Source organism: Brevibacterium sp. SIMBA_078 (assembly GCF_046534565.1).
Taxonomy (GTDB): Bacteria; Actinomycetota; Actinomycetes; order Actinomycetales; family Brevibacteriaceae; genus Brevibacterium.
The window spans coordinates 505,424-530,409 of sequence record NZ_JAWRYQ010000003.1; the positions used below are offsets into that span (position 1 = coordinate 505,424).

The window sequence follows — 24,986 nt, forward strand, 5'->3', positions numbered from 1 at the left end:
GGACGCAGCGGTCAGCGTGCGGCCTCGAGCTGATCGGCGAAGCCGACGGTCTCACCGACATGGGCGACGACGCGGGCCGGGTCGGACCGATAGCTTTCGACCTGGTCGATGAGCGTGGCTGCGGGGACTCCGCGGTCGGAATAGATGTCAGCGTCTCCGCCCCACTCGGCGTCGGCGTCGAACTCAAGCATTTCGACCTCGTCTTCGTCGTCCTCCTCGTCGACCGCGGCCTCGTCCTCCTCCGCACCGAAATCCTCTTCGGGTTCGGCGTCATAGGCGTCGGGGCGGGAGTCGAGGAAGTCGGCGAAGATCTCCGCGAACGGGCTCGCCTCGGCCGCGGCGAGATCGGAGAGGAAGACCTTGACCTCGTTGTTCCGGCACAGGCGCACGAGCCCGAACCATTCGTCTTCGTGTTCGATGACGGCCACGGCCTCTCCGTCATCGCCGGCTGCCGAACGCATCATATCGACGAGGTCGTCGAGGTCGCTCGCGTCACGGACGTCGACATCGAGGGCGCGGAAGCCATCGCCGGAATCGGCCAGGATCTCAGTGAAGTACGACATGCCTCCATTGTGAACGCTTCGCCCCGCGTTGACCACTGCCTTAAGCCCGAAGTTCTCCCGTACCATTTGGGGTATGCATCTTCACGTAGCCGACCACCCGCTCATCGCCCACAAACTCACCGCTCTGCGCGATGTGAACACGGATTCCGCTCGTTTCCGACAGCTCACCGAAGAGCTCGTCATGCTGCTGGCCTATGAGGCGACCCGATCGGTGGCCGTCGAGGACAAGGAGATCTCGACTCCGGTGACGACGACCACCGGCACCCGCATCGCCGAACCCCGTCCCGTCGTGGTCCCGATCCTGCGTGCCGGGCTCGGCATGCTCGACGGAATGCTGCGCATCCTCCCCACCGCCGAGGTGGGATTCCTCGGAATGGTCCGCGACGAGACGACCTTCGAACCCAGCGCCTATGCCGATCGCCTGCCCGATGACCTCACCGGCAGGCAGATCTTCGTCGTCGATCCGATGCTCGCCACCGGCGGCACCCTGGCCATGGCCATCGACTTCCTGCTCGCTCGCGGAGCTCGCGACGTCACCGCGGTGTGCCTCGTCTCCGCCCCCGAGGGCGTCCAGCGCATCGAACGCGACTACAGCGATTCCGCCGAGGTGAAGGTGTACACGGCGGCTCTCGATGAGAAGCTCAACGAGAAGGGCTACATCGTGCCCGGACTCGGCGATGCCGGGGACCGGATGTACGGAATCGTCGACTGACCAAGCGCGCGGATGACGATTTCGGTCGTCAGCCTCGGCGACTGTGACGTCATATTTCGTCACAGTCGTCTCATTTTCGGACTTTCCTTTGCACGGCCGAAGTTTTGTGACAAATAATGAAGCCATGACTTCGACGATCCATCAGATGCGAATGCCGGGCGCACATATGTGTATGCCCTGCGTTCGTGGTCGGTGATCGTACTCCCGCTGTCCGGCCTCGAACGAGTTCACTCAAGCAGCGGACTCTTCCAGTCATATCGACCTCATGGTCGAAAGCAAAGGACAGCTATGCCGAATCCAGAACCCGCCTACGTCCACCCCCGCAGTGCAGTGGCCACTCGACGTGCAGGAGCCAGGTTGAGCGCAGTCGACCCGCAGAACCCACCGCACACCTACGGACCGGCCGGTGTCGTCCCCTCACCGAAGGCCGCTCGCGGAATCATCGTCTACATCGGACTCGATGAGACCAAGGCCGCGGCCGACGGCACGAACCTCTCCGCGATCGCCGCTGAGCTGCAGGCCTACGCCAAGGAACTCGCCAGCCAGGCCGAGACCCAGGCCGTCATCGCGCTGGCCCCGGAGGGCCGCGGCAGCGATATCGACGCCGTGCGAGCCGTGGCCAACGGCTCCCCCGCAGCCACCGGTGCACCGGCGGCGACCCACGGACCCGTGCGCTCGCGCATTCCCAACCGCATCCACCCGCCGGCCCTGCGCGAGGAGGCCGCTCCGGCGGCACCCGCACCCCGCGGTTTCGGCGGCCGGGCCGGCGACGCCTACACCCAGGCCACCGGGGAACGTCTGCGCATCGACATCCCCCGCCGCGAGGTCCGCATCGACGGTGACCTCGTCGATGTCACGACGAAGGAATTCGACCTGCTCGCCACCCTCGTCTCCCACGCCGATGAGACCCTGCCCCGTGAGGACCTCATCACCGCGGTGTGGTCCGGCGGTGAGGTTCCCGACGAACGCACCGTGGACGTCCACATCCGCCGACTGCGGCGCCGCCTCGGCGAATACGCTTCCGTGGTGCGCACGATGAGGGGTTCGGGATATCGCTACGACACCCACCCCGATGTGACGGTGTGGAGTGCGACTGCGCGTCGCTGATGTCGTGCGGCTGTGAGCCGCGTCGCAAGTCGCTTCCAGCGTGGGGCCAGACTTCCCGGTTAAGATCGTTGATCGATGAACCAGGCATATTCCACACCGCGCAGAAGGCACAGCCCCGCGAAGGGCATCACCGCATTGATCCTCGGGATCCTCTATGCGGCATTCCTGCTTCTCCACAATCTGCTGCCGACGCGGATGGGCATCGCGCTCATCCTCGAATCGGCACTGCCGTGGACGGGAATCTTCCTCGCGCTGGTGCTGCTCATGTTCCTCATCCGCTTCTCGTGGCTCTCGGCCATCGGATTCCTCGTGCCTGCTCTCGTGTGGACGGGGATGTTCGGCCCCGCCCTGCTGCCGAATGAGGATTCCGGTGATCCGGACCTGACGGTGGCCACCCACAATGTGGGTGCGAGGATGCCGCAGCCCACGGCGGCCGCGCAGAACATCGTCGACCGTGATCCGGACATCGTCACGATCCAGGAGCTCGAGTCCCTGTCCGGCAAGATCATCCACAAGGAGCTCGACTCCTCGTTCGAGCATTCGCAGGTCGTCGACACCATCGGCGTGTGGTCGAAGTGGCCGATGTCGGAGCCCGAAGAGGTCGACCTGGGCCTGCAGTGGCCGCGCGCGTTCGCGACCACGATCTCGACCGATCACGGTGACATCCGCTTCTACGCAGTGCATATGCCTTCGGTGCGCCCCGGCCACGAATCGATGCGCAATGCCGCTCTGCGCCGCTTGGCCACGACAGTGGAGACCGACGGTGCCGAGCATGTCGTCATCGCCGGCGACTTCAACACGGCGACGACGGACAACAATATGGAGACCTTGGTGCCGCCGCTGGAGGATACCCGGGAAGAGGCCCGAGGCGGTTTCGGCTTCACCTGGCCGTCCCAGTTCCCCGTCACCCGGCTCGACCATGTTCTCTACCGTGGTTTCGACGCCACCTCCGACGAGGTGCTCGAACGCGGATCGAGCGACCACCGCGCCGTCCTCGCCGGGCTCAACCTCAAGTAGCCGAGGTCAGTTCGTGCACTGGTTTCAGTTCGTGCACTGACCTGTCGGCTGCGGTGCACGTTCGGCGGCACCGGCGTCGAGTTCGTCAGCGATCTCAGCTCGGGTGAGGGCGTAGCCGGTTTCGTCATCGGTGGCGGAGCGAGCGAAGACCATGCCGACGACGTTTCCGTCGGCATCGATGAGCGGGCCGCCCGAATTGCCTTCCCTCACGATTCCGCGCAGGGCATAGACCTCGCGGACGACCGACTGCGAATCGTAGATGTCGAGTCCGCGGGCATTGATCTTCTCTCGTACTCGAGTCGGTGAGATCGTATAGGGACCATTGGCGGGGAATCCGACGACGACGGAGTCGTCGCCCGGTCCGAGGCCGTTGCCGAAGTCGAGGGCGGGAGCATCGAGTCCCTGCACCCGGAGCACGGCCACGTCGGCCTCGGCGTCGAATTCGACCACCTCGGCGCGGTAGGGCCTGCCCTTGCCCCCGACCTGCACGGCCAGTTCCGTCGACCCGGCCACGACGTGGGCGTTGGTGGCGACGAGTCCGTCTTCGTACACGAATCCGGAGCCTTCCGAACCGGTGGCGCAGCTGGTGGCTGTCGTCGTGATCTTGACGACCGAGTCCTCGACGCTGCGACCGACGTCGACCATACCTTCGTCGGGTTCTCCGACTCCCCGGATCTGTTCGGGCTGCCCGGAGAACACCTGGGGGAACCCGGAGGCGCTCAGTCCCTTCGCCAGTCCGCCCAGCGCATTCTGGGAGGAGTAGGGAATAGTGCGGTCGATCGCGGCGATGACGGCGGAGTCGGCGACCCAGCGGTTGGGTTCGACGAGCGGGGTGGTGCGGATGAATCCGGCGGCGAGCCAGATGACGAGGACATAGACGATTCCGGCGGTGACGGTGCCGCCGACGGCGTCGATGCCCTGGCCGAGATCGGAGTCCATATTGTGCTTGATCCACGCCCCGATGCCGCTGCCGGCGAAGGCGAAGAGCACGCTGAGGACCAACGGCATCGAGGCCAGCAGCATGAGCACGCCTTGGTTGTCCATGACGTCGGTGCCGGCGCTCAGCGATTCGACGAGCGGGGAGAGCAGGCGCCCGAGGATCCAGCCGACGATGAAGCCCGCCGCGGTTCCGAGGGCGGTGATGATGCCCTGGCGGAACCCGGCGAAGAGCGCCCCGACGCCGAGGACGATGAGGAGAATGTCGAAGATCGTCACCGCTGGAACTTACCGCATCGGCTGTTGGGAGACGGTCTGTTTGGAGGCTGCGAGCAGGCGTTCGCGGGCGTCGGCGAACTGTTGGAGTTCGGCCCGTTCGATCTTGCGTTCCTGTTCGCCGCCGATTCCGGCGAGCACGCGCATCCGCGTCGTCGACAGTTTGCCGGAGGTGCGAATCATGGTCTTCATCTCCTCCTTGCCGCCGGGGAACGACTTCGCCCAGTCACGGCCGTTCTTCCGGCCCTTCCAGGTGCCGAGCATGTCGACCTCAGCATGGGTGAGCCACCCGGAGTTCGCATAGTCGCCGAGCATGTTCTGAGTGTGCATACGTTCGCTGCGGCGCAGGATGATCCCGAGAGTGACCCAGGCCGCGGAGAGGATGGCGCTGAGGACGATGAGGCCAATGATCTGCGGAAGCATTCCGCCCATCACATCACGGGTCGCTTGGCCGAGGACACCGAGGAGCGTCATCGAGGCGTTCCAGAAGCCGTGCAGGATCATGCCGAGGAGGAGACCGGGCAGCCACATGAGGATGAGTGACCACCACGGCCATTTGCGGGCGGCAAGGCCGATGGATACACCGGCGCAGGTTGAGAACGCCGTGTGGAGCAGCGGCGATCCGAGGCAGCGCATGGCGAATGTCACTGCCAGTCCCGGAAGTTCGCCGTCGTTCCACGACTGGCCGAGGTAGAGGATGTTCTCTGTGAAGGCGAAGCCCGCACCGATGAGTGAACCGTAGACGAGCCCGTCGAGGGGCCCTTCGAAGTGGCGCCGGGCGGCGAGGACGATGACGAGCAGGAGAACGGTCTTCGTCGATTCCTCGAGGATCGGAGCCTGAATGACTGCACCGATGACGTCGGGCACTCCATTTATGCCGATCATATAGAGCGCGACCTCGCCGACGAGTGAGAAGCCGAGGGTGAGGATCACCGAGGCGACGGCACCCCAGAGCAAGCAGATGCCCAAAAGCAGCTTCGGCTGGGGCCTCCAGCGATCGAGCCAGAGCACATAGGCGATGATGCCGAGAAGAGGGATCGCTGCGAGTCCGATGAGTCCAAAGAGGCGGACCCCGAAGCTCAGTCCGCCGAGCAGGGCAAGTAGTGCCAGTCCGATGACAAGCCCGACGAGTACGAGGATCGCGGCGACCAGGCGAACGATGTTACCCGTCGAATCAGGTGCGGCCTCCGGTTGTGCCTTCCGCACGGCGCCGGTCCAGGGAGTGTCGGTGACGACCTGCTGAGGTGCCTGCATTCCTGCGCGGATCCTCATCTCCTGCGTCACCGTCGGGGCAAACCGCGGCTGAGCATAGACGCGAGCCTGTGCAGGCGGGGGCGCATACATCACCGGCTGACCGGGCATGGATTGGCCCTGCATGGGTTGGCCGGGCATAGGTTGGCCGGGCATAGGTTGGCCGGGCATCGGCTGCCCCTGAGGCGGCATGGGGCGGCCGGTAACAGGCTGCACCTGCGGCTGCCCGGGCATCATCGGCTGGCCGTTCGGCGGCATGGGCGGCTGTTGCTGCCTCGGCGCGCCTGGCTGCTGGCCCGCCTGCTGCGGATTCGGTTGCTGCGATCCCTCCGGCCGAGGCCGGAATCGATCGTGGTTCTGCTGCGGCTGATTCTGCTGCGGCACTTGACCCTGCTGCGGCATCTGTCCCTGCGCAGGGGGAACGTTCGGGTTCGGTGGGCCCTGCACCTGGGGCGGCTGCGGTCTCTGCGAACCGGGACCGTTCTGTGCCGACATAGTCTGTCCTTCTGCAATGGGGGAAAATTCGCTCACCTCAGTCTAGAGTCCAAGCCCTCCACAGACGGCCTCGTCGTGTATCCGTCCAGCAACACTTCAGCCGACTGCCACGTTCTTCGAACGACTTCTTACGCCCCACTCATTCATTTTCGACTGTGGACGGGCGCAGTTTCGTCGACTCGATGTCGGCGGAGGAAACAGACGACGGTGAAAACTCCACGGGCCATTCGACCGTCGTCCGACGGTCGGCATCACCTGCCACACGCGCCGGAGGCTGCCGTTCCTCCCCGGGGCCACTCCCCTCCTTCCGACGACCAGCACCTCGCTCACTCGCGCGTCACATCCTGTGGATGCTCAAAGCAGTATCCACAGCCCCTCGAACCTCCCCTAGTGCGACAAGAGGCTCCTCGTGTCGAATCGGTCCATGATCACTCTCAGACTCGCATCACTGCGCACCGCGCTGCTGCTCACCGTCCTCACAATCGCTTCGCTCATCGGGCTGGGTCCGGCCATGGCCGCGGGACCGCCGGTCGGCCTCGGCGAGGTTCCGGTGCACACCGCTCCCAACGCATACGGACCAGGCATCTGGCACCATGCGAAACAGGGCAAGACCTGGTACGGCTCCTACCGGACCTTCCCTGACACCTCCGCCTACTGCATCGATGCGGGCAAGAAGTCTCCGCTGCCGAAGTACTTCAAGAACGCGAAGGCCGACACGGTCACCTCGGCTCGCACAGCGTGGGCGCTGCACGAATATGCCGGCTCGACGTCGAAGGATGTGCAGGCCGCACTGAGCGCGATGGCCCGCCTCGACAAGGCGCTCCCCCACGATCACAAGGTGCCGCCGCAGAAGCCGGCCGATCTCGGCAAGAAGTTCGCGGCGGCCGCGAAGAAGCACTCGACGATCCTCGCCGAAGCCAAGAAGTTGGCCGGCCCCTACACCCTCGACATCAGCCTCGAGCCGGTCATGCGCATGCCCGTGCTCGAACCCTATGCCGGCAAGGATGACCCCGGCAAGGGCAAGATCCTCGGCATTCCCACCGACGAGGCAACGCTGAAGATCTCGCTGACCAGCGCCTCGGGAGCGCAGGTCCCCGACATTCCCGTCACTCTCAAGACCGCTGGAACTGCGAAAGCACCGAAGGCCCTGACCACAGGGAAGGAACCCGTGACGACAACACTGCAGGCGAGCGCGCCCGGCGCTCTGTCAGTGGCCGCCTCGGCGAAGGTCGCTCCGCAGACCGTGCGAGTCTTCGAACCGACGTCCGGCACGCGGGTACAGCGAGTCATCACACCGGACACCCCAGATTCCGTCACGGACAAGGCTTCACTGGACTTCAGTTCCCAACCGAAGGTGAACACCGAGATCTCCGATCAGACGCCGACACCAGGTGAAACGGTCACCGACGAGTTCACCGTCTCCGGCCTCATCGGCGACCACACCGTCACCGTCGAACACACCCTGTGGCAGACCGCGACGGCACCGAAGCAAGGCACGAAGAACGACGACGCTCGCGAAATCGGGACCGTGACCTCGAAGGACGTCGGCAACGGCACCCACACGTCCGGTGAGGTCACCGTGCCCGAGAACTTCCGCGGCTGGCTGTACTTCACCGAGACGATTGCCGGGGACAAGGCGACGAAGGAATGGAAGGGAATCCACGGTCAACCTCGTGAGACCGGATTCGTCCCGTGGACTCCTACCGCCGACACCGAAGCGGTGCTTGAGGGCACATCGACCCACGACGAGGTGGCTGTGACCGGTCTGCGGCCGGGTTCGGAAGCCGTCCTCACCATCACCGCCTACCACGTGGAGACCGAACCCGAGCAGTCGAAGGAGCCCGACGGCACGGAGCTGTCCTTGCAGGACTTCACCGTCATCGCCGACGAGAAGGGCCACGTCGAAATCAGCACGGAGCCGATCGATATGCCCGTCGGCTGGGTCACCTATGTGACGACGATCGAGGGCAGCGACGTCAACGCGGAGTGGACAAGCGATTGGGGCGTCCCCGCCGAAACCGTGCACCGTCCGCCCGAGGAGAAGCCGTCCACTCCCCCGGCACCACCGGAGACGCCGAGCACACCGCCGGCGCCACCGGAACAGCCGGAGCAGCCGAGCACGCCCCCCGAGCAGCCGGAACAGCCCGAGGCCCCCGAGAAGCCCGAGACCCCACCGGTCGAACCTGTCGCCGAGGCTCCTGAGTCACCCGCAGCCCCGGCGCCCGAACTGCCTCGCACCGGCACAACCGGAAACGGAATGCTCATCGGATTGGGCATCGTCCTCGTCGGACTCGGCTCAACGATCTTGTTGATCTCCGGCAGCCGCCGCGAGAAGGACTGAAACTGTCGGTGAATACACGTCACCCCCGACCGCAGGTGCACGGTCGGGGGTGAGGTGAGTTCAGTCCTGAACCCAAGTGTCGGCCCAGGCGCGGGCGCCATTCATCATCAGGCCGACATCGGCTCCGACGAGGACGAAGGAGGCTCCGGCTTCCAGGTATTTCCGTGCCTGCTCGGGGTCGAAGGCGTTGACACCGACGGGTTTGCCGGCAGCCTTCACCGCCTCGAAGGTCCTGGCCACCGCATCGGTGACATCCGGATGGGTCTGCTGTCCGAGCAGTCCCATCGACGCAGCCAGGTCGGAGGGCCCGACGAAGATCTGGTCGACTCCATCGACCGCGGCGATCTCGGCGGCGTTGTCCACTGCGGTCGCCGATTCGATCTGCACCGTCAGGGACACGAACTCCTCGGCACGACCCAGGTACCCGTCCACGGCATTCCACCGGGAGGCCCTGGCCAGGGCCGAACCGACCCCGCGCACACCCTTCGGCGGATAATGGACGGCCGCCACAGCCGCCTCGGCGTCGGATTTCGTATCGACCATCGGCACGAGCAGATTCTGCGCGCCGAGGTCGAGGTACTGCTTGATGAGCACCGTGTCGTTGACCGGCACCCGCACGACGGGGGTCGCCGGGTAGCCGTTCATCGCACGCAGCAGACTCGTCGTGGTCTCGAGTCCGATCGGGGAATGCTCGGCGTCGATGAGCACCCACTGCATTCCCGAGGCGGCAGCGATCTCGGCGGCCACGGGCGAACCCGAGCACACCCACATCCCGGCCAGGTACTCGCCGTCGCCGAGGCCGGCCACACGGTCGGCGAAGGTCTCCGGCAGTTCTACTCGAAACGGCATGTGATGACTCCCAGCTCTCCGTAGTCGGCGTGGACGGTGTCGCCGGGATGCACCCACATGGGGCGGGTGAACGATCCGGCGAGCACGGTCTCTCCGGCCTGCAGCACATCTCCGTGTTCGGCGAGTTTGTTCGCCAACCACACGATTCCGCGGGCCGGATGGTCGAGGACGGCGGCAGCCACTCCGGAGTCCTCGATCGTCTCATTGCGGTAGAGCAGGGCGTTCACCCGACGCAGGTCGACGGCATCGACGGCGACGGGACGGCCGCCGAGGACCATCGCCCCCAGTGCCGCGTTGTCCGAGATGGTGTCGACGATCGTGCGCCCCTCCATCTCGATGCGCGAGGACAGGACCTCGAGGGCGGGAACGACGTACTCGGTGGCCCGGAGGACGTCGAAGAGACTGACATCGGGTCCGCGCAGTTCGTCACGCAGCACGAAGGCGAGTTCGACCTCGATGCGCACACCCGAATACTGCGAATGATCGATCACGGACCCGGTGTCATAGACCTGATCGGCGAAGATCGCTCCGTAGTCGGGTTCGGTGATGCCGGTGGCCTGCTGCATCGGCTTCGAGGTCAGCCCGATCTTGTGACCGTAGAGTCGACGGCCGGCGGCTTCACCGCGACGGCGCCATTCGTTCTGCACCGCATAGGAGTCCTCGACCGTCATATCCGGATACTGCGCGGTCAGCAGACCGATCTTCGACCGAGTCCGCTCCGCCTCCGCGAGATCGTCGGCGATGGCCGCGATCGTTGCCTCATCGAGCATGTGGATTCCTTTCAGAGCTGGTTGCCCAGCTTGCCCTCATTCTCATCCGCGCGGGTGTAGGAGAACCCGTCGGCACCGATCGTCACGGCCATCTCCGAATCGTCCGTGCGGGCGTGCACGGGCTGCGGGTTGCCGTCGAGATCGAGGACGAGGGACGCGTCCGTGTACCAGGACGGCACGACGGGGTTGCCCCACCAGTCGCGGCGCTGATTGTCGTGGACGTCCCACGTGATGACCGGGTTGTCCGGGTCGCCGGTGTAGTAGTCCTGCGTGTACACCTCGACGCGGTGACCGTCGGGGTCGCGCAGGTAGAGGTAGAACGCGTTCGAGACGCCATGGCGGCCGGGTCCGCGCTCGATCGAGTCGGACCGGCGCAGGGCACCGAGCTTGTCGCAGATGGAGAGGATGTTGTGCTTCTCATGGGTGGCGAAGCAGACATGGTGCATGCGCGGTCCGTCGCCACCGGTCATCGCCGTGTCATGGACGGTGGACTTGCGGCGCATCCACGCGGCGTAGACCGTGCCCTCCTCGTCCTGGATGTCCTCCGTGACGCGGAAGCCGAGGTCCTGCATGTACTTCACGGCCCGCGGCACATCCGGGGTGACCTGGTTGAAGTGGTCGAGGCGGACGAGTTCGCCGGGGATGTGCAGGTCGTAGCGCCACGACATGCGTTCGACGTGATCGGACTGGTAGAAGAACTCGTACGGGAAGCCGAGCGGGTCGACCACGCGCACGGAGTCGCCCACGCCCTTGACGAAGCCGTCGGGATTGCGTCGGACATCGCAGCCGAGTTCCGTGTAGAAGGCTACTGCCTTGTCGAGCTCTTCCGGGCTGCGCACCCGGTAGGAGAACGCAGCCACGGCGGCGACCTCGCCCTTGCGCAGGACGAGATTGTGGTGGATGAACTCCTCCGTCGAACGCAGGTAGAGCGTGTTCTCGTCCTCTTCGGTGACGTAGAGTCCGAGCACGTCGACGTAGAATTCCCGCGACGCGGCGAGGTCGGTGACGACGAGTTCCATATAGGCACAGCGGAGGATGTCGGGCGGGCTCACCTGCGGAGTGGCGATGGGGTTGTCGGTGGAGATGCCCGTCTCCTGGCTGACGAAATAGCCGGCCGAGGTCCGGGTCATATCAGTGCGTTTGGTCATGGCTGCTTCACTGCTTTCCGAAGACAGGGTTGTGGACCTCGCCGAGGTTGATGTGCACGGACTGCTGTTCCGTGTAGAAGTCGATCGACCGGTAGCCGCCTTCGTGGCCGAGTCCCGAGGCCTTGACGCCGCCGAAGGGGGTGCGCAGATCGCGGACGTTGTTCGAGTTCAGCCACACCATTCCCGACTCCACGGCCTGGGAGAAGTTGTGGGCGCGCTTGAGGTCCGAGGTCCAGATATAGGCGGCCAGACCGTACTTCGTGTTGTTCGCCAGCTCCAGGGCCTCCTCGTCGGAGGAGAACGGGGTGATGGCGACGACGGGGCCGAAGATCTCCTCCTGGAAGATCCGCGCGTCGGGCTGCACATCGGCGAACACGGTCGGCTGGACGAAGTTTCCGGTTTCGAAGCCGTCGGGGCGTCCGCCGCCGGCGACGAGGCGGGCCTCGGACTTGCCGATCTCGACGTAGGACATGACCTTCTCATAGTGCTCGGGGTGGACGAGCGCAGCCACCTCGGTGGCGGGATCCGAGGGCAGGCCGACCTTCACGCGCCCCGCCTGAGCGGCATAGCGCTCGACGAATTCATCGTAGATCGACTGCTCGACGAGGATGCGCGAACCGGCGGTGCAGCGCTCCCCGTTGAGGGAGAAGACGCCGAAGATCGTGGCGTTGACGGCAGCCTCGATGTCCGCGTCGGCGAAGACCACGGCCGGGGACTTTCCGCCGAGCTCCATCGACAGGCCTTTGAGCCAGGGGGCGGCATTGGCGAAGATCGTCTGGCCGGTCTTCGACTCACCGGTGAAGGAGATGAGCGGCACGTCGGGGTGCTTGACGAGCGAGTCGCCGGCGAAGCCCTCCTCGCCGAAGCCGTTGACCATGTTGAACACACCGGTGGGCAGTCCGGCCTCTTCGAAGATGCCCGGCCACAGGGAGGCCGAGAGCGGGGTGAACTCTGCGGGTTTGAGCACGACGGTGTTGCCGGTCGCGATCGCCGGTCCCAGCTTCCAGGACTCGAGCATGAACGGGGTGTTCCACGGGGTGATGAGTCCGGCCACGCCGATGGGCTTGCGGTTGACGTAGTTCGCCTGGCGGCCGGGAACCTTGAAGGCGTCGTCGACCTGGGCGACGATGAGGTCGGCGAAGAAGCGGAAGTTCTCCGCCGCGCGCGCCGCCTGGCCCTTGGCCTGGGTGATCGGCAGCCCGGAGTCGAAGGACTCCATCGCGGCGAGTTCGTCCTTGCGGGATTCGACGATGTCGGCGATCTTGTTGAGGATGCGGGCGCGTTCACGCGGAAGCATCCGCGGCCACGGGCCCTCGTCGAAGGCTTGCTTCGCCGCTGCGACGGCGGCTTCGATATCGGCTTTCTTGCCCGAGGCGGCCTTGATGTAGGGCTCGTTCGTCACCGGGTTGAGCACGTCGAATTCGTCTCCGTCGACGGAGTCGACGAATTCTCCGCCGATGTAGTGGCGGATCTTCTCCGGCATACCTGCCGGCGGGGTGGTGGACTGTGTCATGACTTGTCCTTTCGTGAATCTGCAATCAAATCCGTGCTTGGGGCTGTGGTCGTCTGGGAGTTCTGGAAGCTGCGCAGAGTGGCCGAGCGGTGCTCGCGCACGGCCCGTTCGACCTCCTGCGCCGAGGCGCGAGCCCGGATGAGGGCGACGATGCGGGAGTGCTCCTCCACCGACTCGAGTGCCCGTTCGGGGACGAAGGAGAACGTCGAATCCCGCAGGTGGTTGAGCCGGTCCCATTCGAGTTCGACGAGGGTGCACAGCCGCTCGTTCGGGCAGCGCCGGTAGAGCATCTCGTGGAACTCGTGGTTGAGCCGAGTGAACTCGGCCGGTTCGAAATCGTCGAGCAGAGCCCGCATCCGATCGTTGATCTGCTCCGCAGCATCGAGATCATCGACGCCGAGGTGGCCCTGTGCTTGGGCGACGGCCGCGGCCTCGAGGATCGCGACCGTTTCCATCGACTGGGTGTAGGACCCTTGGTCGACCATGGCCACGCGGGCCCCGACGTTGCGTTCGAAGGTCACGAGCCCGTCGGCTTCCAGCCGGCGGATGGCCTCACGCACCGGCACCACTGAGGTGTCGAGTTCGAGTGCGATCTGCGCGAGCACGAGCTTGTGCCCGGGCTGATAGGTCTGGTCGGCGACGCGTTCGCGGATCCACCGGTAGGCGGTCTCGGCCTTGCTCAGGGACGCAGTCGCAGTCACCGTGAGGCCTTCCACTCGTCGAATTTCGCCTTCCATTCGCCCTTGGGCGGGAAGAGCTCTTCGATCGGGTTGCCGGCGGCGACCTGTTCGGCCACCCAGCCGTCCTCGATCTCCTTCGCCAGTGCCGCGTCGACGACTTCTTCAACGAGGTCACGAGGGATGACAATGGCTCCGTCGTCATCCGCGACGATCACATCGCCGGGCAGGACGGTGGCGTTCCCGCAGGCCACGGCCACGTCCGATTCCCACGGCACGTGCTTGCGGCCGAGCACGGCGGGGTGCTTCGCGGTGGAGAACACGGGCAGGATCTCGGCCACCTCGGCGGAGTCGCGGACTCCCCCGTCGGTGACGACGCCGGCGGCGCCGAGTGATTTCGCGCGCAGGGCGAGGATGTCGCCGAGGGTGCCAGAGCCGGATTCGCCGCGGGCCTCGATGACGACGACCTCGCCGGGGCGGATCGAGTCGAAGGCCTGTTTCTGTGCGTTGTAACCGCCGCCGTGGGACTTGAACAGGTCTTCGCGGTTGGGCACGAAGCGCAGCGTCTTCGCGGTGCCGACGATCTTCGCGCCCGGCTTCAGCGGGGCCACGCCTTCGATGACGACATTGTTGAGTCCGCGCGACCGCAGCTGAGCCGACAGACCCGCGGTCGGAGCCTCGGTGAGTTTGGCGATGAGGTCATCGCCGAGTGCCGTCGCGGCAGTGTCATCGGCATCGCCCTCCGGGGCGAGTCCGGCGGCTTCGCGTGAGCCCCAGGCATCGACGGTGAGTGCTTCGTTCACTGCGGGCAGGCTGCCGAGGTCCTCGTCGAAGTCTCCGGGGCCGTCGACGACCGTGGTGGTCAGTCGTCCTGAGCTCAGCTCTTCCCCGTTCGCCGAGGCGGCCGTGACCTCGACCTCGACCGTGTCGCCTGGGGCGACGACGGAGGATCCGGCAGGGGTGCCGGTGAGGATGACGTCGCCGGGCTCGAGGGTGAGGTGCTGACTGAGGTCCGCAACGATGCGCGGGAGGGTGAAGATCAGCTGATCGGCGCGCGTGCCGTCGTCCTGGACGATCTCGCCGTTGACCCAGGTGCGCAGGCGCAGGGAGTCGGGGGCCGTCTCGGCGGCGGGGATGAGTTCGGGACCCAGCGGGGTGTATCCGTCACGGCTCTTCGAGCGCACGTTCGATCCCTTGTCGGGGGTCTTCATGTCGTAGAGGCCGAAGTCGTTCGACGCGGTCACGCCGGCCACATACGACCAGGCCTCGGCCTCGGTGACGTTGCGGGCGGGGGCGCCGATGACGATGGCGACCTCACCCTCGAAGGCGAGCAGCGAGGTGCCTGCGGGGCGTTCGATGGTCTGGCCGGAGGCGGCGACGGAGCTGGCCGCTTTGAGGAAGTACGACGGCTGGGCGGGGCGCTTTCCCCGTTGTGCCGCACGGGACTCGTAGGCCACATGAACGGCAATGATCTTGCCCGGACGGGTCGGAACACCTGCTGGAGTCGACATCGATCTCACACCTCATTTCGGTTGGCTTCACCACAGATCGTATATGATACGGTTCCCGAGAACAAGTAATCCAGGCCACAGAGAATGCGGCCTGGACGCACGACAGGACATAGGAGTCATGGCAGCACAGAAGCACACTCAGACCCGGGTGGCGTTCGCGACGATCGTCGGCACGAGCATCGAATGGTACGACTATTTCCTCTATGCGGCGGCCTCGGGACTGATCTTCAACGAGCTCTTCTTCGGCCCGCTCGGATCGACGCTCTCGACCATGGTCGCCTTCGCGACGGTCGGGATCAGCTTCCTCTTCCGCCCTCTGGGCGCATTCCTCGCCGGACATTTCGGTGACAAGCTCGGCCGCCGGGTGGTCCTCATCATCACCCTCATCGCCATGGGCGCGGCAACCGCGCTCATCGGCTTCCTGCCGACCTTCGAATCCGCGGGCGTCCTGGCTCCGATCCTGCTCATCGCGCTGCGCATCGTCCAGGGAATCTCGGCCGGCGGCGAATGGGGCGGCGCCGTTCTGCTCGCCGTCGAACACGCGGATGAGAAGTCACGCGGACTGCGCGGTTCCTTCCCGCAGATCGGCGTGTCCATCGGCCTCCTGCTGTCCTCGGGCGTGCTCGCTCTGATGACGTCGATCGCCCCGGGCGATGCCTTCCTCGAATGGGGCTGGCGGGTGCCGTTCTTCCTCTCCATCGTGCTCGTCTTCGTCGGCTACTGGATCCGCCGCGGAGTCGAGGAATCCCCCGTATTCCACGAGATCGCCGAGCGCAAGGAACAGGTCACGAACCCGCTGGGCAAGCTCATCAAGAGCCACTGGCTGCTCGTCATCCTCGCCTCACTCGTATTCATGGGCAACAACGCCGCCGGGTACATGACCACCGGCGGATACATCCAGAACTACGCCACGGATCCTGCCGGACCCATCGGCCTTGAGCGCGGTCCCGTGCTCTGGGCCGTCGCCGCCTCGGCGGTGTCCTGGCTGGTCTTCACGATCATCGCGGGAGCCGTCTCGGACAAGATCGGACGCCGGAACACCTACATCCTCGGCTGGATCCTCCTGCTCGCGGGCATCTTCTCCCTGTTCCCGCTGGTCAACACCGGCTCGGTGGGCATGCTCCTGCTCGGCCTCGTCGTCCTCACGGTCGGCCTGGGCTTCACCTACGGTCAGCAGCCGGCGATGTACGCCGAGCTGTTCCCCTCCAGCGTCCGCTTCTCCGGAGTCTCGGTGTCCTACGCGATCGGCTCCATCCTCGGCGGCGCCTTTGCTCCGACGATCGCGAAGGGACTCGTGTCGTCGACGGGAACGACCGCCTCGGTGGCGGTGTACCTGGGCGTCGTCGCCGTGCTCGCCCTCGCCGCAACCCTGCTGCTGCGCGATCGCACCGGCATTCCGCTGGGCCCAGACCACGAGGACGAACAGTCAGTGAGCCCGATCATCGGGATCGGGTCGCCGCAGGTGACCAGCGATGACGGTGACCGGCACCACCTCGCCGACACCAGATCGTATATGAACTGATAGCATTCAAACATCACGACGACGTGTCACGAACCGGAGGTTGACATGCATTTCCATCAGAACGGCTACGTGTCCGCGGACCCGCGGATCGAAGAAGCCGCTGGCTACGGGGTCGAGCGCGCAGAGGATCTGCCCGATGAGGTCGATGTCCTCATCGTCGGCAGCGGCCCCGCGGGGATGATCGCGGCGGCTCAGCTGTCGCAGTACCCGCACGTGAACACGCGGATGATCGAGAAGCGCGATTCGCGGCTGGTCATCGGTCAGGCCGACGGCATCCAGGCCCGTTCTGTCGAGACCTTCCAGGCGTTCGGCTTCGCCGAGGAGATCATGCGCGAGGGCTATCACATCACTGAGATGGCGTTCTGGAATCCGGATCCGGAGAACCCCGAGAACATCATCCGCACCGGTCGGCCCAAGGATGACGAGCACGGCATCAGCGAATTCCCGCACCTCATCGTCAACCAGGCACGCGTGCTCGACTACTTCGCCCAGTTCGCCGCCCAGTCCCCCGGCAAGATCACGCCCGACTATGGGATCGAGTTCGTCGACCTCACGGTCGACGAGGACGCCGCGACCGCCTCGGCGAAGGATCATCCGGTATCCGTCACCGTCCGCTATACGGCCGGCGAGCGTGCCGGGGAGGAACGCACCATCCGCGCCGGCTATGTCGTCGGCTGCGACGGTGCCCGGTCGAAGGTCCGGTCGTCGATCGGCCGGACGATGTCCGGTGACCAGGCCAATCACGCCTGGGGCGTGATGGATGTGCTCGCGAATTCCGACTTCCCCGACATCCGCACCAAGTGCGCGATCTCGTCGAAGCACGGAAACATCCTCCACATCCCCCGCGAGGGCGGGCATCTGTTCCGGATGTACGTCGATCTCGGCGAGGTGCCCGAGGATGATGCGCGCAAGGTGCGGTCGACGAGCATCGACGAGATCATCCGCCGGGCGAATGCCATCATCTCGCCCTACAGCATCGATGTGAAAAACGTGGCCTGGCATTCGGTCTACGAGGTCGGGCACCGGCTCACCGACGCCTTCGACGACACCGACGAGACCGCGCCCGATTCTCAGTGTCCGCGCGTGTTCATCACCGGCGATGCCTGCCACACTCACTCGGCGAAAGCCGGTCAGGGAATGAACGTGTCGATGCAGGACGGCTTCAACATCGCGTGGAAGCTCGGTCAGGTCATCTCCGGACGGTCATCGACGGGACTGCTGCGCACCTACTCGGCCGAACGTCAGGTGGCGGCGAAGAACCTCATTGAGTTCGACAAGGAATGGTCGACGCTCATGGCGACTCCGCAGGAGGAGCTACCGGACAAGACTTACCTCGAGGACTTCTACGTCAAGACCGCGGAGTTCCCGGCAGGTTTCATGACCGAGTACACGGAGTCGATGATCACGACGCCGACGACTCATCAGGAGCTCGCAGCCGGATTCCCGATTGGCAAGCGGTTCAAATCGGCTCGTGTCAAGCGCAGCTGCGATGCGAACTTCATCCACCTCGGGCACGAAGCCCGCGCCGACGGTCGCTGGCGTGTCTACGTCTTCGCCGATCGTGCCGCTCCGGTCGTTGACGGCTCCGCCAGTGGCGACGGCAGTGCGGGCGGTGAGTCGAAAGTGGCGGCGCTGGCTGCGTGGCTCGAATCGGATCCTGCCTCTCCCCTGGTCGCCTACCGCCGGGACGGTGAGGACCTCGACGCTCTCGTCGAGCTCAGCGTCGTCTACCAGCAGGAGCACAAGGACTTCGCGTTCCCCGATGTGCCGACGGTCTTCCGCCCGAATATCGGCGCCTTCGATCTTGAATACGTGGAGAGGATCTACGCGACCCTGCCCGATGAGGACATCTTCGAGGCCCGTGAGATCAGCCGCGACGGCGCCGTCGTCGTGGTCCGCCCCGACCAGTACGTCTCCGGAATCTTCCCCTTGGATGCGCACTCCGAGATCGGCGACTACTTCGCGAAGGTCTTCGAACCCGTGAAGTGATACAGCCCGCTTTCCGCCCTCAGTCGAATTTCGGTTCGCTGAGACTCAAGCGCCCTCGACCGTGTGTCGGGGGCGCTGTGCATTTGCCGCGAATCCGCAGATACCGGCCGCGGCGAGTGAGGCTGCTCCGATGAGCCACAGTCCGAAGCCGAAGGACGGCCGTCCAACTTCCATGCCCCCGATCGGCGTGCCGTCGGGCAGCTGACCGTCCCACATAATCGTCGGAGGGTTGAGAAAGATGGCGACGACGATGAGGACGATGAGCGCGGCGATGAGCACGGCCGCCACGTTCCACCACTGGTCAGCGGCGAAGCCGAGGCCGAGCGCGGCAAAGCCGACCACAATCGCCCAGAGGAGAATGAAAGGCGGCAGCATTTCACCGCCGTCATCGAACGTCAAGTCCCCCAGCGAGGTCAATCGGATGCGAGGGCCGACGCCGTTGAAGCTGTCGATGACGGGGATGAAGATCGTGGCGATCCACAATGTGACCGCGATGAAAGGCAGCAGCCGGGCCAGCTGCTGCAGTTTGCGTTGGCGTCGGCGAATGATCTTTTCCGGCGGACGCGTTGCCTGCCGCTGCATCTGCCGCTGCCTCTGCCGAACTATCCGCCGCCGATCGCTGAGGAGTCCGCTGATGCCTGCGGCAACGAGTGCAAGGCAGCCGATCGTCCAGAGATAGTGGCCCTCTGACGGATACCCGACGATGAAGGCACTGAGCTTTTCGCCAGCGGCATCGGTGCTGGTCACCCGCTCTCGCGGAAGATCGGTGACCATCGTCGCCTGCTGGATGAACAGGCCGACTCCGGCTGCCACCGACAGAAGAGGCCAGTGGGCGAAGGTGTCGAACCGTTTCGCGGTAGTTGCGCAGACGAGAACGACCACCCAGGGCAGGATGATTTCCGGGGTGAGGTCGGCGAGATCGAAGGGTACCCGTCCGAGCGATGTCACCGTGAGTCGATCATCACCATGGTCGCCGCTGTCGAAAAGCGGTACCCAGATCATCAGCACCCAGCAGGCCAACGCGACCCACGGCAGCCGCTGCGCCCAGCGATGTGTTCGATTCCCGCGGGGCCACGAGGTGACTCTGGCGTTTGCGCAGTGAGCGGGTGCCGCCTTCCTCCGCCTGGGGTCGCCGAGGAGGCCGCAGATCCCCGCGACCAGCAGGCAGAGGCTCCCAACAGCCCACAGCCATGTACCCGCTGCGGGTTCGCCGATGACGGTTCCGAAGACCGGCTGGCCCTCGTCATCGACGGCGTCCCACATGATCGTCGGCATGTCCGCGAGCAAAGTGACCAGCGTGAGGATGGCACAGGCGCTGAGAGCGAGGGTTCCGACCGACCACAGGCGCCCGACGACCTCCGGCCACGGGTGCGAATCGGGCCGAGACCTGACTGTGAGCAGGAGCGAAGCGGCCGCACATACGAGAACGCCGACGGCGACCAAGACCATCGAGCCTCGCGCCTCCACGAGGTCGAACGGCGGTCCGCCGAGAGCATTGACGATGATGCGCGGCGGGCGCGGGGCTTCGGACGTGTCCTCAGGGCTGGCAATCACAGGCACCCACACCATGACGGTCCACAGGCAGAGGGCGGACCACGACAGCACTTGGGCGAATCGCAGAAGCAGCCGGCCGGGCCGATTCTCACGCGGCGGGACCATGGCGCTTCGACATGCAGCGTTTGATCCGTTCACGGCGATAGTGGTCCTGTTGGGCGGCGGCGACCAGACCACAGATTCCGGCGGCGAAGAACAGAAGGCTCCCGAGCACCCAGAGGCCGAACCCGGCCGCGGGATAGGCAACTTCCATGCCGCCGGTGGGCGTGCCATTGGCCGTCTGCCCGTCCCACATCATGATCGGCGGGTCGGCGACCATCTGCAGGAGACGCAGCCCCAGCACTGTGCCAAGGACGATGGCCGCGATCGACCACCACTTCGATGCGGAGAGCAGCCAGGCGGTGAACGCTCCGGTGAGAATGACGATCCAGAGCACGAGGTAGACCTCGTCGAGGTCATTCATGTCGATCGGCGAGAACCCGAGCGATGTCACGCGGATTCGCATCGAGCCAGGGCCTCCGCTGTCGAGGACCGGCACGAAGATCGTGATCACCCAACACGCCACCGCCCCTAAGGGGAGCACACGCGCCACGAGGTTGAGACTTCGCCCCCGCGCAGTCGTCAGTGGTGTGCTGTCGTGTTCACCCGCCCTGTCCATAACCACGATTCTCTGCAGTATCCATGTGACAGATGTTCCCGCCATGTTCCAGATCCGACACGTGTTCCAGATCCGACTCGTGGCTCAGTCCGACCCGTAGACAGCCTGCACCAATTCCTGCTCGACCGAGCTGCCTCCGCAGTCCCTTGCGGTCGGCCGCCGGTGCGCATTGCGTCTGCGCCACTCGGCGATCTTCTCGGCACGGGTGCAGTACCGCGGCGGCAGCTGGTCGGGCAGGACGAAGCTCGGGGCGATCGTTTGGAATTCGATCGGAAACTCCCTCTGTGTACGAGGTTCCTCACCCGACGGAGGCGACTCGTCCCGCGGTGTCTGTTCATCTCGCTGCGGTTCGAGGAAACGGGAGAAGGTCTGCCGCCAATCCGGCCCCGGCGGCGAACCACCCGGTTCGGACACCGCCTCGGGACGTGGGAACCGCATGCGGCGGACCACCGCGGGCGTGGTCACCTCGTACGATCGTCCGCTCGGCGTGGTGACGCGCAGCCCGTCCGGTGTCGCCTCGTGCTTCCACCCGGGATGTTCCTTCGCGTAATTGCAGGATGCACACAGCCCTGAACCGTTCTCCCAGGTGGTGGCTCCGCCAGCGGCAACGGGAACGGCATGATCGGCATGCCGGATCGGCGCATCGCACCACGGTGTCCGGCACACATCGTCGCGGAAGGTGATCATCTGCCGCAGTCGGCCAGTGAATTCCCGACTCTTCGCATCCATCCCCACAAGCTGCCCGTCGTCGGGACGAGTGAAGATCCGGCTGATGAACATCGTTGCTTCGTTCGCGGCGGTGAATTTCCGTGCCGTCTGCGCCGGCAGCGGCCCGAATCCGGGCAGCCAGGCCGGTACGAGCCCGTCCGAGAGCAGGGATTCGGCCTCGACGAGCACATGGATCTCCGCGGGCACCGCCGTCGCACTCGTTTGGCCGCTCAATCGTTCGACGAAGGTATCGGCGAGCACCTGCTGGCGATTCCGCCCGCCCGCGTCACCGGCGGCAGTGACCGACTCGGCGCCGGCCCGGAGACTCTCATAGGCGGCGACGGCCTGAGTCAGCGGCAGGATCGCAGAGATCCTGGCCATCCCGTCATCGATCACGGTCAGATTCACGCGACGATTGGACTCGGCTTTCGCTGCCCGCTTCGCGGCCGCCTCGGCGTCCATCTCCGCGCTGAGCGCACGCACTTCGGCCCGCAGGCTGCGCAGCCCGCTCGGTTCCAGACTGCGCTTCATCCGCGTGTCCACCTTGCGCCGATCGGCGGCGACAAGGACCGCGGTCTCATCGACCATGATGCGCGCCTTGTCCTCGGAGATCTCCCCCTTGGACAGGGCTGTGAAGGTATTGGGCATGCCGATGACGATCGAGCGGGCGGTGCTGAGGAACTTCCGCCCCGATCCGGGCGAGACCTTCTTCGCCAGCCCGATCTCGTCTCCGGCACGTTTTCCGCAGTCGAGCGCGGGCACCCGGTTGAGCCGGTCCCGCTCTGTGCGCAGCGCTTCGAACGCCACTGCCTCCCGCGACTGTGCGGCGACGACGGCAGACCTGAGTTCTTCGAGCGCAGTGATCCGCTCGAGTGTCTCTGCCTCGGTGCCGCCTGGGTCGAGACCGCGCAGGAGCTCACCGAACCGAGCGATCTCGGTCAGCGGATCCGGAACCGGCGCTGGTTCCCGTGCGGAGTCGACGTCCATATGAAAACGGTACCCGCCGGCACTGACACGACTGCGCGAACGGCGCCGTATGACCCAGTATGCCCAGGTCAGACCCTATTTCAGCTTCAGCCGACTCCGCGCTGGATACGGTTGAGGATCATGTCCATGGCGACGATGTTGTGACCGCCGTCGGGGATGATGAGGTCGGCATTGCGCTTCGACGGCTCGACGTAGAGTTCGTGCATCGGCTTGACCGTGCCCAAGTACTGGTCCTCCACCGACTGCAGCGTCCGCCCGCGGTCGACGACATCGCGTTTGATCCGGCGCAGCAGGCGCACATCGGCGTCGGTGTCGACGAAGAGCTTGATGTCGAGCAGCTGGCAGATGCGCGGTTCCGCGAAGATGAGGATGCCTTCGACGATGATGACCGGCGCGGGTTCGACGCGCGTCGTCTCGTCGCTGCGGTTGTGGATCGAGAAGTCGTAGACGGGACTGTAGACCGCCTCGGAGTTCCGCAGCGCGGTCAGATGGTCGACGAAGAGGTCATTGTCGAAGGCATCGAGATCGTCGTAGTTGACCTTCTCGCGCTCCTCGTAGGTGAGCTCGTCGCGCCGTTTGTAGTAGTTGTCGTGGAAGAGCACGGACGGCGGTCCTTCGCACTTGTCCAACAGCGCCTGAGTCAGCGTCGTCTTTCCGCTGCCGGTTCCGCCGGCCACGCCCACAACCAAAGTCTCCACGGCACAAATATAGACCACGACCTCCGCCGAGGCTGCTCCAGGCTTCCGTACTCACCCGAGGCTGCGGGTCAGCTGGGTCCACAGCTCCTGGTCGAAGCGCCGCCGGCCCAGCAGACCGGCCATATGTCTCACCGCATTGTCGACCTTGCCGCGCCAGACCTCGATCGCCGTCTTCGCATCCGTCCTGCTGAGCGCACGGAACATGGCCCGATCGTCACTGACGATGCGGTCGCTGGCCGGTGAGTAGTCGAGCTGCAGAATGGAGATGAACAGGCGCAGCCGCAGAGTCAGGGCTTCGAAGGCACGCGCCGATTCCCGCAGGCCCGAAGCACGGGCCAGCTCCTGTTGGAAATGGAGGTCGGCGTCCTCGACATCGATTCCGCTGCGCGTCGGCGCCGAGGCTTCGACCTGCCGCAGGGCCAGCTGCACGGGCACGAGGTAACGCTGCGGACGCAGCGCCAGGGACCTGAGCACAACCTCCCCGATGGCCATGCGCGCGGCGTAGAGGTCGAGCACGTCGACGGTCGTGATCAGAGGAATCCGCGCGCCGCCGCGGGATCCGTCGAGCAGTTTGTCATCGACCATCCTACGCAGCGCTGCATCGACCGAGGCCCTGGGCACCTGCATCCGTCGTGAGAGCAGGCGCGGATTGATCCGGTCTCCGGGTTCGTAGCCGGAGTCGATGATCTCCTCGCGCAAGGCGATCGCCAGGTGCTCGGTGATCGAGCGAGTCTCCTTCGGCAGCCACGATGATATCTCCATTGAGTCAGAAGTAATGGAACTTCTCTGAGGCTCGTAGGGAACCGATTCCCACCACAGCACACCTTCGAGTCCGTTCCGGACGCGGTCGGCGAGCAGATCGAGCAGGGACCCGGGAATGTCCTGACACTCGCCGAGGCGGCTCTTGAGTGCGGCGACGAAATCATCGAAATCCGCGCACGCCCTCACCCGGGCACCTGCACCGTCGGACAGGTCGTCAGGAACCTCGCCGAGGGGGTCGAAGACGAGGAAGTCACCGTCACCGTCAAGCAGGGCGAGCAGTTCGGCGGTGGGCACCTGCCGATGCTCGCTGTCGAAGCGCTGCGCCCACCGCCCGACGCCCGCGGTGCGCAGGGCCGCGGTGATTCCCGCGATGCGCCGCTGGATCCGCCGAGGCGGCACGATCGTCACAAGCTCTCCCTGACCGCCGTCCCCACCTGCATCGTTTCTGCGAATACCGACGATGACGAGGGGAAACCCACTGGCGGCGAGGATGAGTTCCGAGCCGCCGGACACCTCGGTGACGGGGATCGTCAATGCCCGCACGGAACGGGAGACGATGCTCTGACTCAACCCCGTCGCCTCTGCCAGAGCACGGGTCGAATAGTCCCGTCCGGAGATCCTGGCCCCCGCGGTCGCGACGAGGGCTTCGACGACCCGGTCGGCGGTCTCCTGAATCGGCGGGCGGCCGCTGCGGGGACGATCTTCGAGGTCGGACCGACTCGCCCAACGACGCAGGGTCGCCGGTGATGCACCCGTGCGCGAGGCCGCCTCGGCGAGGGTCGACGTCGTCAGGAGCGTCACGGCGTCACGGCGGAACTCAGCGGAATACATCCCTCTATCTTAGGACTTCTGACTCAAACATTCCCAGCGGTCGGCTCCGCCTCTTCACCCCCGGATTTCGGCGGCGCATACTGATCTCACACCCAGGTTCCACGGTCAGCG

20 protein-coding genes are annotated in these 24,986 nt (G+C 65.4%); 6 read left to right on the top strand and 14 right to left on the bottom strand.

Annotated elements, in window-relative coordinates; genetic code table 11:
* Positions 1-11: 11 nt before the first annotated feature.
* Positions 12-563 (bottom strand): tRNA adenosine deaminase-associated protein, encoded by a 552-nt coding sequence (locus SB749_RS14180; protein WP_410710860.1) that lies wholly within the window; start codon positions 561-563, stop codon positions 12-14.
* A 73-nt stretch (positions 564-636) separates the two neighbouring features.
* Here SB749_RS14180 and upp point away from each other — a divergent pair, with 73 nt between their 5' ends.
* The 3 genes from upp (at position 637) to SB749_RS14195 (ending at position 3,399) form a co-directional block, all read left to right on the top strand.
* Positions 637-1,275: a uracil phosphoribosyltransferase gene (gene upp, locus SB749_RS14185; protein WP_410710861.1), complete on the top strand. Its 639-nt coding sequence runs from the start codon at positions 637-639 to the stop codon at positions 1,273-1,275.
* 288 nt (positions 1,276-1,563) lie between these two features.
* Positions 1,564-2,382: a winged helix-turn-helix transcriptional regulator gene (locus tag SB749_RS14190; protein WP_139907110.1), complete on the top strand. Its 819-nt coding sequence runs from the start codon at positions 1,564-1,566 to the stop codon at positions 2,380-2,382.
* A gap of 75 nt (positions 2,383-2,457) precedes the next feature.
* The gene (locus tag SB749_RS14195; protein WP_410710862.1) at positions 2,458-3,399 is read left to right on the top strand and encodes an endonuclease/exonuclease/phosphatase family protein; all 942 of its coding nucleotides are present in this window, start codon (positions 2,458-2,460) and stop codon (positions 3,397-3,399) included.
* Positions 3,400-3,423: 24 nt separating this feature from the next.
* On the opposite strand, the gene SB749_RS14200 is transcribed toward SB749_RS14195, so the two are convergent.
* Together SB749_RS14200 and SB749_RS14205 are read right to left on the bottom strand one after the other, a co-directional pair.
* On the bottom strand, positions 3,424-4,614 hold the full coding sequence (locus SB749_RS14200) for a MarP family serine protease (RefSeq protein WP_410710863.1): 1,191 nt from the start codon (positions 4,612-4,614) through the stop codon (positions 3,424-3,426).
* A gap of 9 nt (positions 4,615-4,623) precedes the next feature.
* On the bottom strand, positions 4,624-6,357 hold the full coding sequence (locus SB749_RS14205) for a PrsW family intramembrane metalloprotease (protein WP_410710864.1): 1,734 nt from the start codon (positions 6,355-6,357) through the stop codon (positions 4,624-4,626).
* A 424-nt stretch (positions 6,358-6,781) separates the two neighbouring features.
* On the opposite strand from SB749_RS14205, the gene SB749_RS14210 reads away from it, so the two are divergent.
* Positions 6,782-8,698, top strand: coding sequence for an LPXTG cell wall anchor domain-containing protein (locus tag SB749_RS14210; RefSeq protein WP_410710865.1), 1,917 nt, complete (start codon positions 6,782-6,784; stop codon positions 8,696-8,698).
* Between the two features lie 60 nt (positions 8,699-8,758).
* Here the strand turns inward: SB749_RS14210 and SB749_RS14215 are convergent, their stop codons facing one another.
* The 6 genes from SB749_RS14215 to SB749_RS14240 are packed head-to-tail and all read right to left on the bottom strand — an operon-like array spanning position 8,759 to position 15,166.
* Positions 8,759-9,547 (bottom strand): HpcH/HpaI aldolase family protein, encoded by a 789-nt coding sequence (locus tag SB749_RS14215; protein ID WP_410710866.1) that lies wholly within the window; start codon positions 9,545-9,547, stop codon positions 8,759-8,761.
* Positions 9,532-10,317: a fumarylacetoacetate hydrolase family protein gene (locus tag SB749_RS14220; protein ID WP_410710867.1), complete on the bottom strand. Its 786-nt coding sequence runs from the start codon at positions 10,315-10,317 to the stop codon at positions 9,532-9,534. Before SB749_RS14220 ends, SB749_RS14215 begins: the two co-directional genes overlap by 16 nt.
* An 11-nt stretch (positions 10,318-10,328) precedes the next feature.
* A complete protein-coding gene (gene hpaD / locus SB749_RS14225) occupies positions 10,329-11,465 on the bottom strand; it encodes a 3,4-dihydroxyphenylacetate 2,3-dioxygenase (RefSeq protein WP_410710868.1) in 1,137 nt (378 codons plus the stop codon).
* Positions 11,466-11,472: 7 nt separating this feature from the next.
* Positions 11,473-12,978 (bottom strand): 5-carboxymethyl-2-hydroxymuconate semialdehyde dehydrogenase, encoded by a 1,506-nt coding sequence (hpaE, locus tag SB749_RS14230; RefSeq protein WP_410710869.1) that lies wholly within the window; start codon positions 12,976-12,978, stop codon positions 11,473-11,475.
* A complete protein-coding gene (locus SB749_RS14235) occupies positions 12,975-13,715 on the bottom strand; it encodes a GntR family transcriptional regulator (RefSeq protein WP_167194155.1) in 741 nt (246 codons plus the stop codon). The genes hpaE and SB749_RS14235 overlap by 4 nt, the downstream gene beginning before the upstream one ends.
* Positions 13,676-15,166 carry a fumarylacetoacetate hydrolase family protein gene (locus SB749_RS14240; protein WP_410710870.1) on the bottom strand — a complete coding sequence of 497 codons (1,491 nt, stop codon included), beginning with the start codon at positions 15,164-15,166 and terminating at the stop codon, positions 13,676-13,678. Before SB749_RS14240 ends, SB749_RS14235 begins: the two co-directional genes overlap by 40 nt.
* 118 nt (positions 15,167-15,284) lie before the next feature.
* On the opposite strand from SB749_RS14240, the gene SB749_RS14245 reads away from it, so the two are divergent.
* Together SB749_RS14245 and SB749_RS14250 are read left to right on the top strand one after the other, a co-directional pair.
* Positions 15,285-16,688: an MFS transporter gene (locus SB749_RS14245; RefSeq protein ID WP_410710871.1), complete on the top strand. Its 1,404-nt coding sequence runs from the start codon at positions 15,285-15,287 to the stop codon at positions 16,686-16,688.
* Positions 16,689-16,733: 45 nt separating this feature from the next.
* Entirely contained in the window at positions 16,734-18,677 is a 1,944-nt protein-coding gene (locus tag SB749_RS14250) for an FAD-binding monooxygenase (protein WP_410710872.1), read from the top strand.
* 45 nt (positions 18,678-18,722) lie between these two features.
* Here SB749_RS14250 and SB749_RS14255 read toward each other — a convergent pair whose 3' ends face one another.
* The 5 genes from SB749_RS14255 to SB749_RS14275 form a co-directional block, all read right to left on the bottom strand.
* Positions 18,723-20,231: a hypothetical protein gene (locus tag SB749_RS14255; RefSeq protein WP_410710873.1), complete on the bottom strand. Its 1,509-nt coding sequence runs from the start codon at positions 20,229-20,231 to the stop codon at positions 18,723-18,725.
* An 88-nt stretch (positions 20,232-20,319) separates the two neighbouring features.
* Positions 20,320-20,823, bottom strand: coding sequence for a hypothetical protein (locus SB749_RS14260; RefSeq protein ID WP_410710874.1), 504 nt, complete (start codon positions 20,821-20,823; stop codon positions 20,320-20,322).
* Between the two features lie 150 nt (positions 20,824-20,973).
* Positions 20,974-22,584, bottom strand: a complete 1,611-nt coding sequence (locus SB749_RS14265; protein WP_410710875.1) for an HNH endonuclease — start codon at positions 22,582-22,584, stop codon at positions 20,974-20,976.
* An 86-nt stretch (positions 22,585-22,670) separates the two neighbouring features.
* On the bottom strand, positions 22,671-23,282 hold the full coding sequence (gene udk / locus SB749_RS14270; protein ID WP_410710876.1) for a uridine kinase: 612 nt from the start codon (positions 23,280-23,282) through the stop codon (positions 22,671-22,673).
* A gap of 51 nt (positions 23,283-23,333) precedes the next feature.
* Positions 23,334-24,875 (bottom strand): FCD domain-containing protein, encoded by a 1,542-nt coding sequence (locus tag SB749_RS14275; protein WP_410710877.1) that lies wholly within the window; start codon positions 24,873-24,875, stop codon positions 23,334-23,336.
* Between the last annotated feature and the right edge of the window lie 111 nt (positions 24,876-24,986).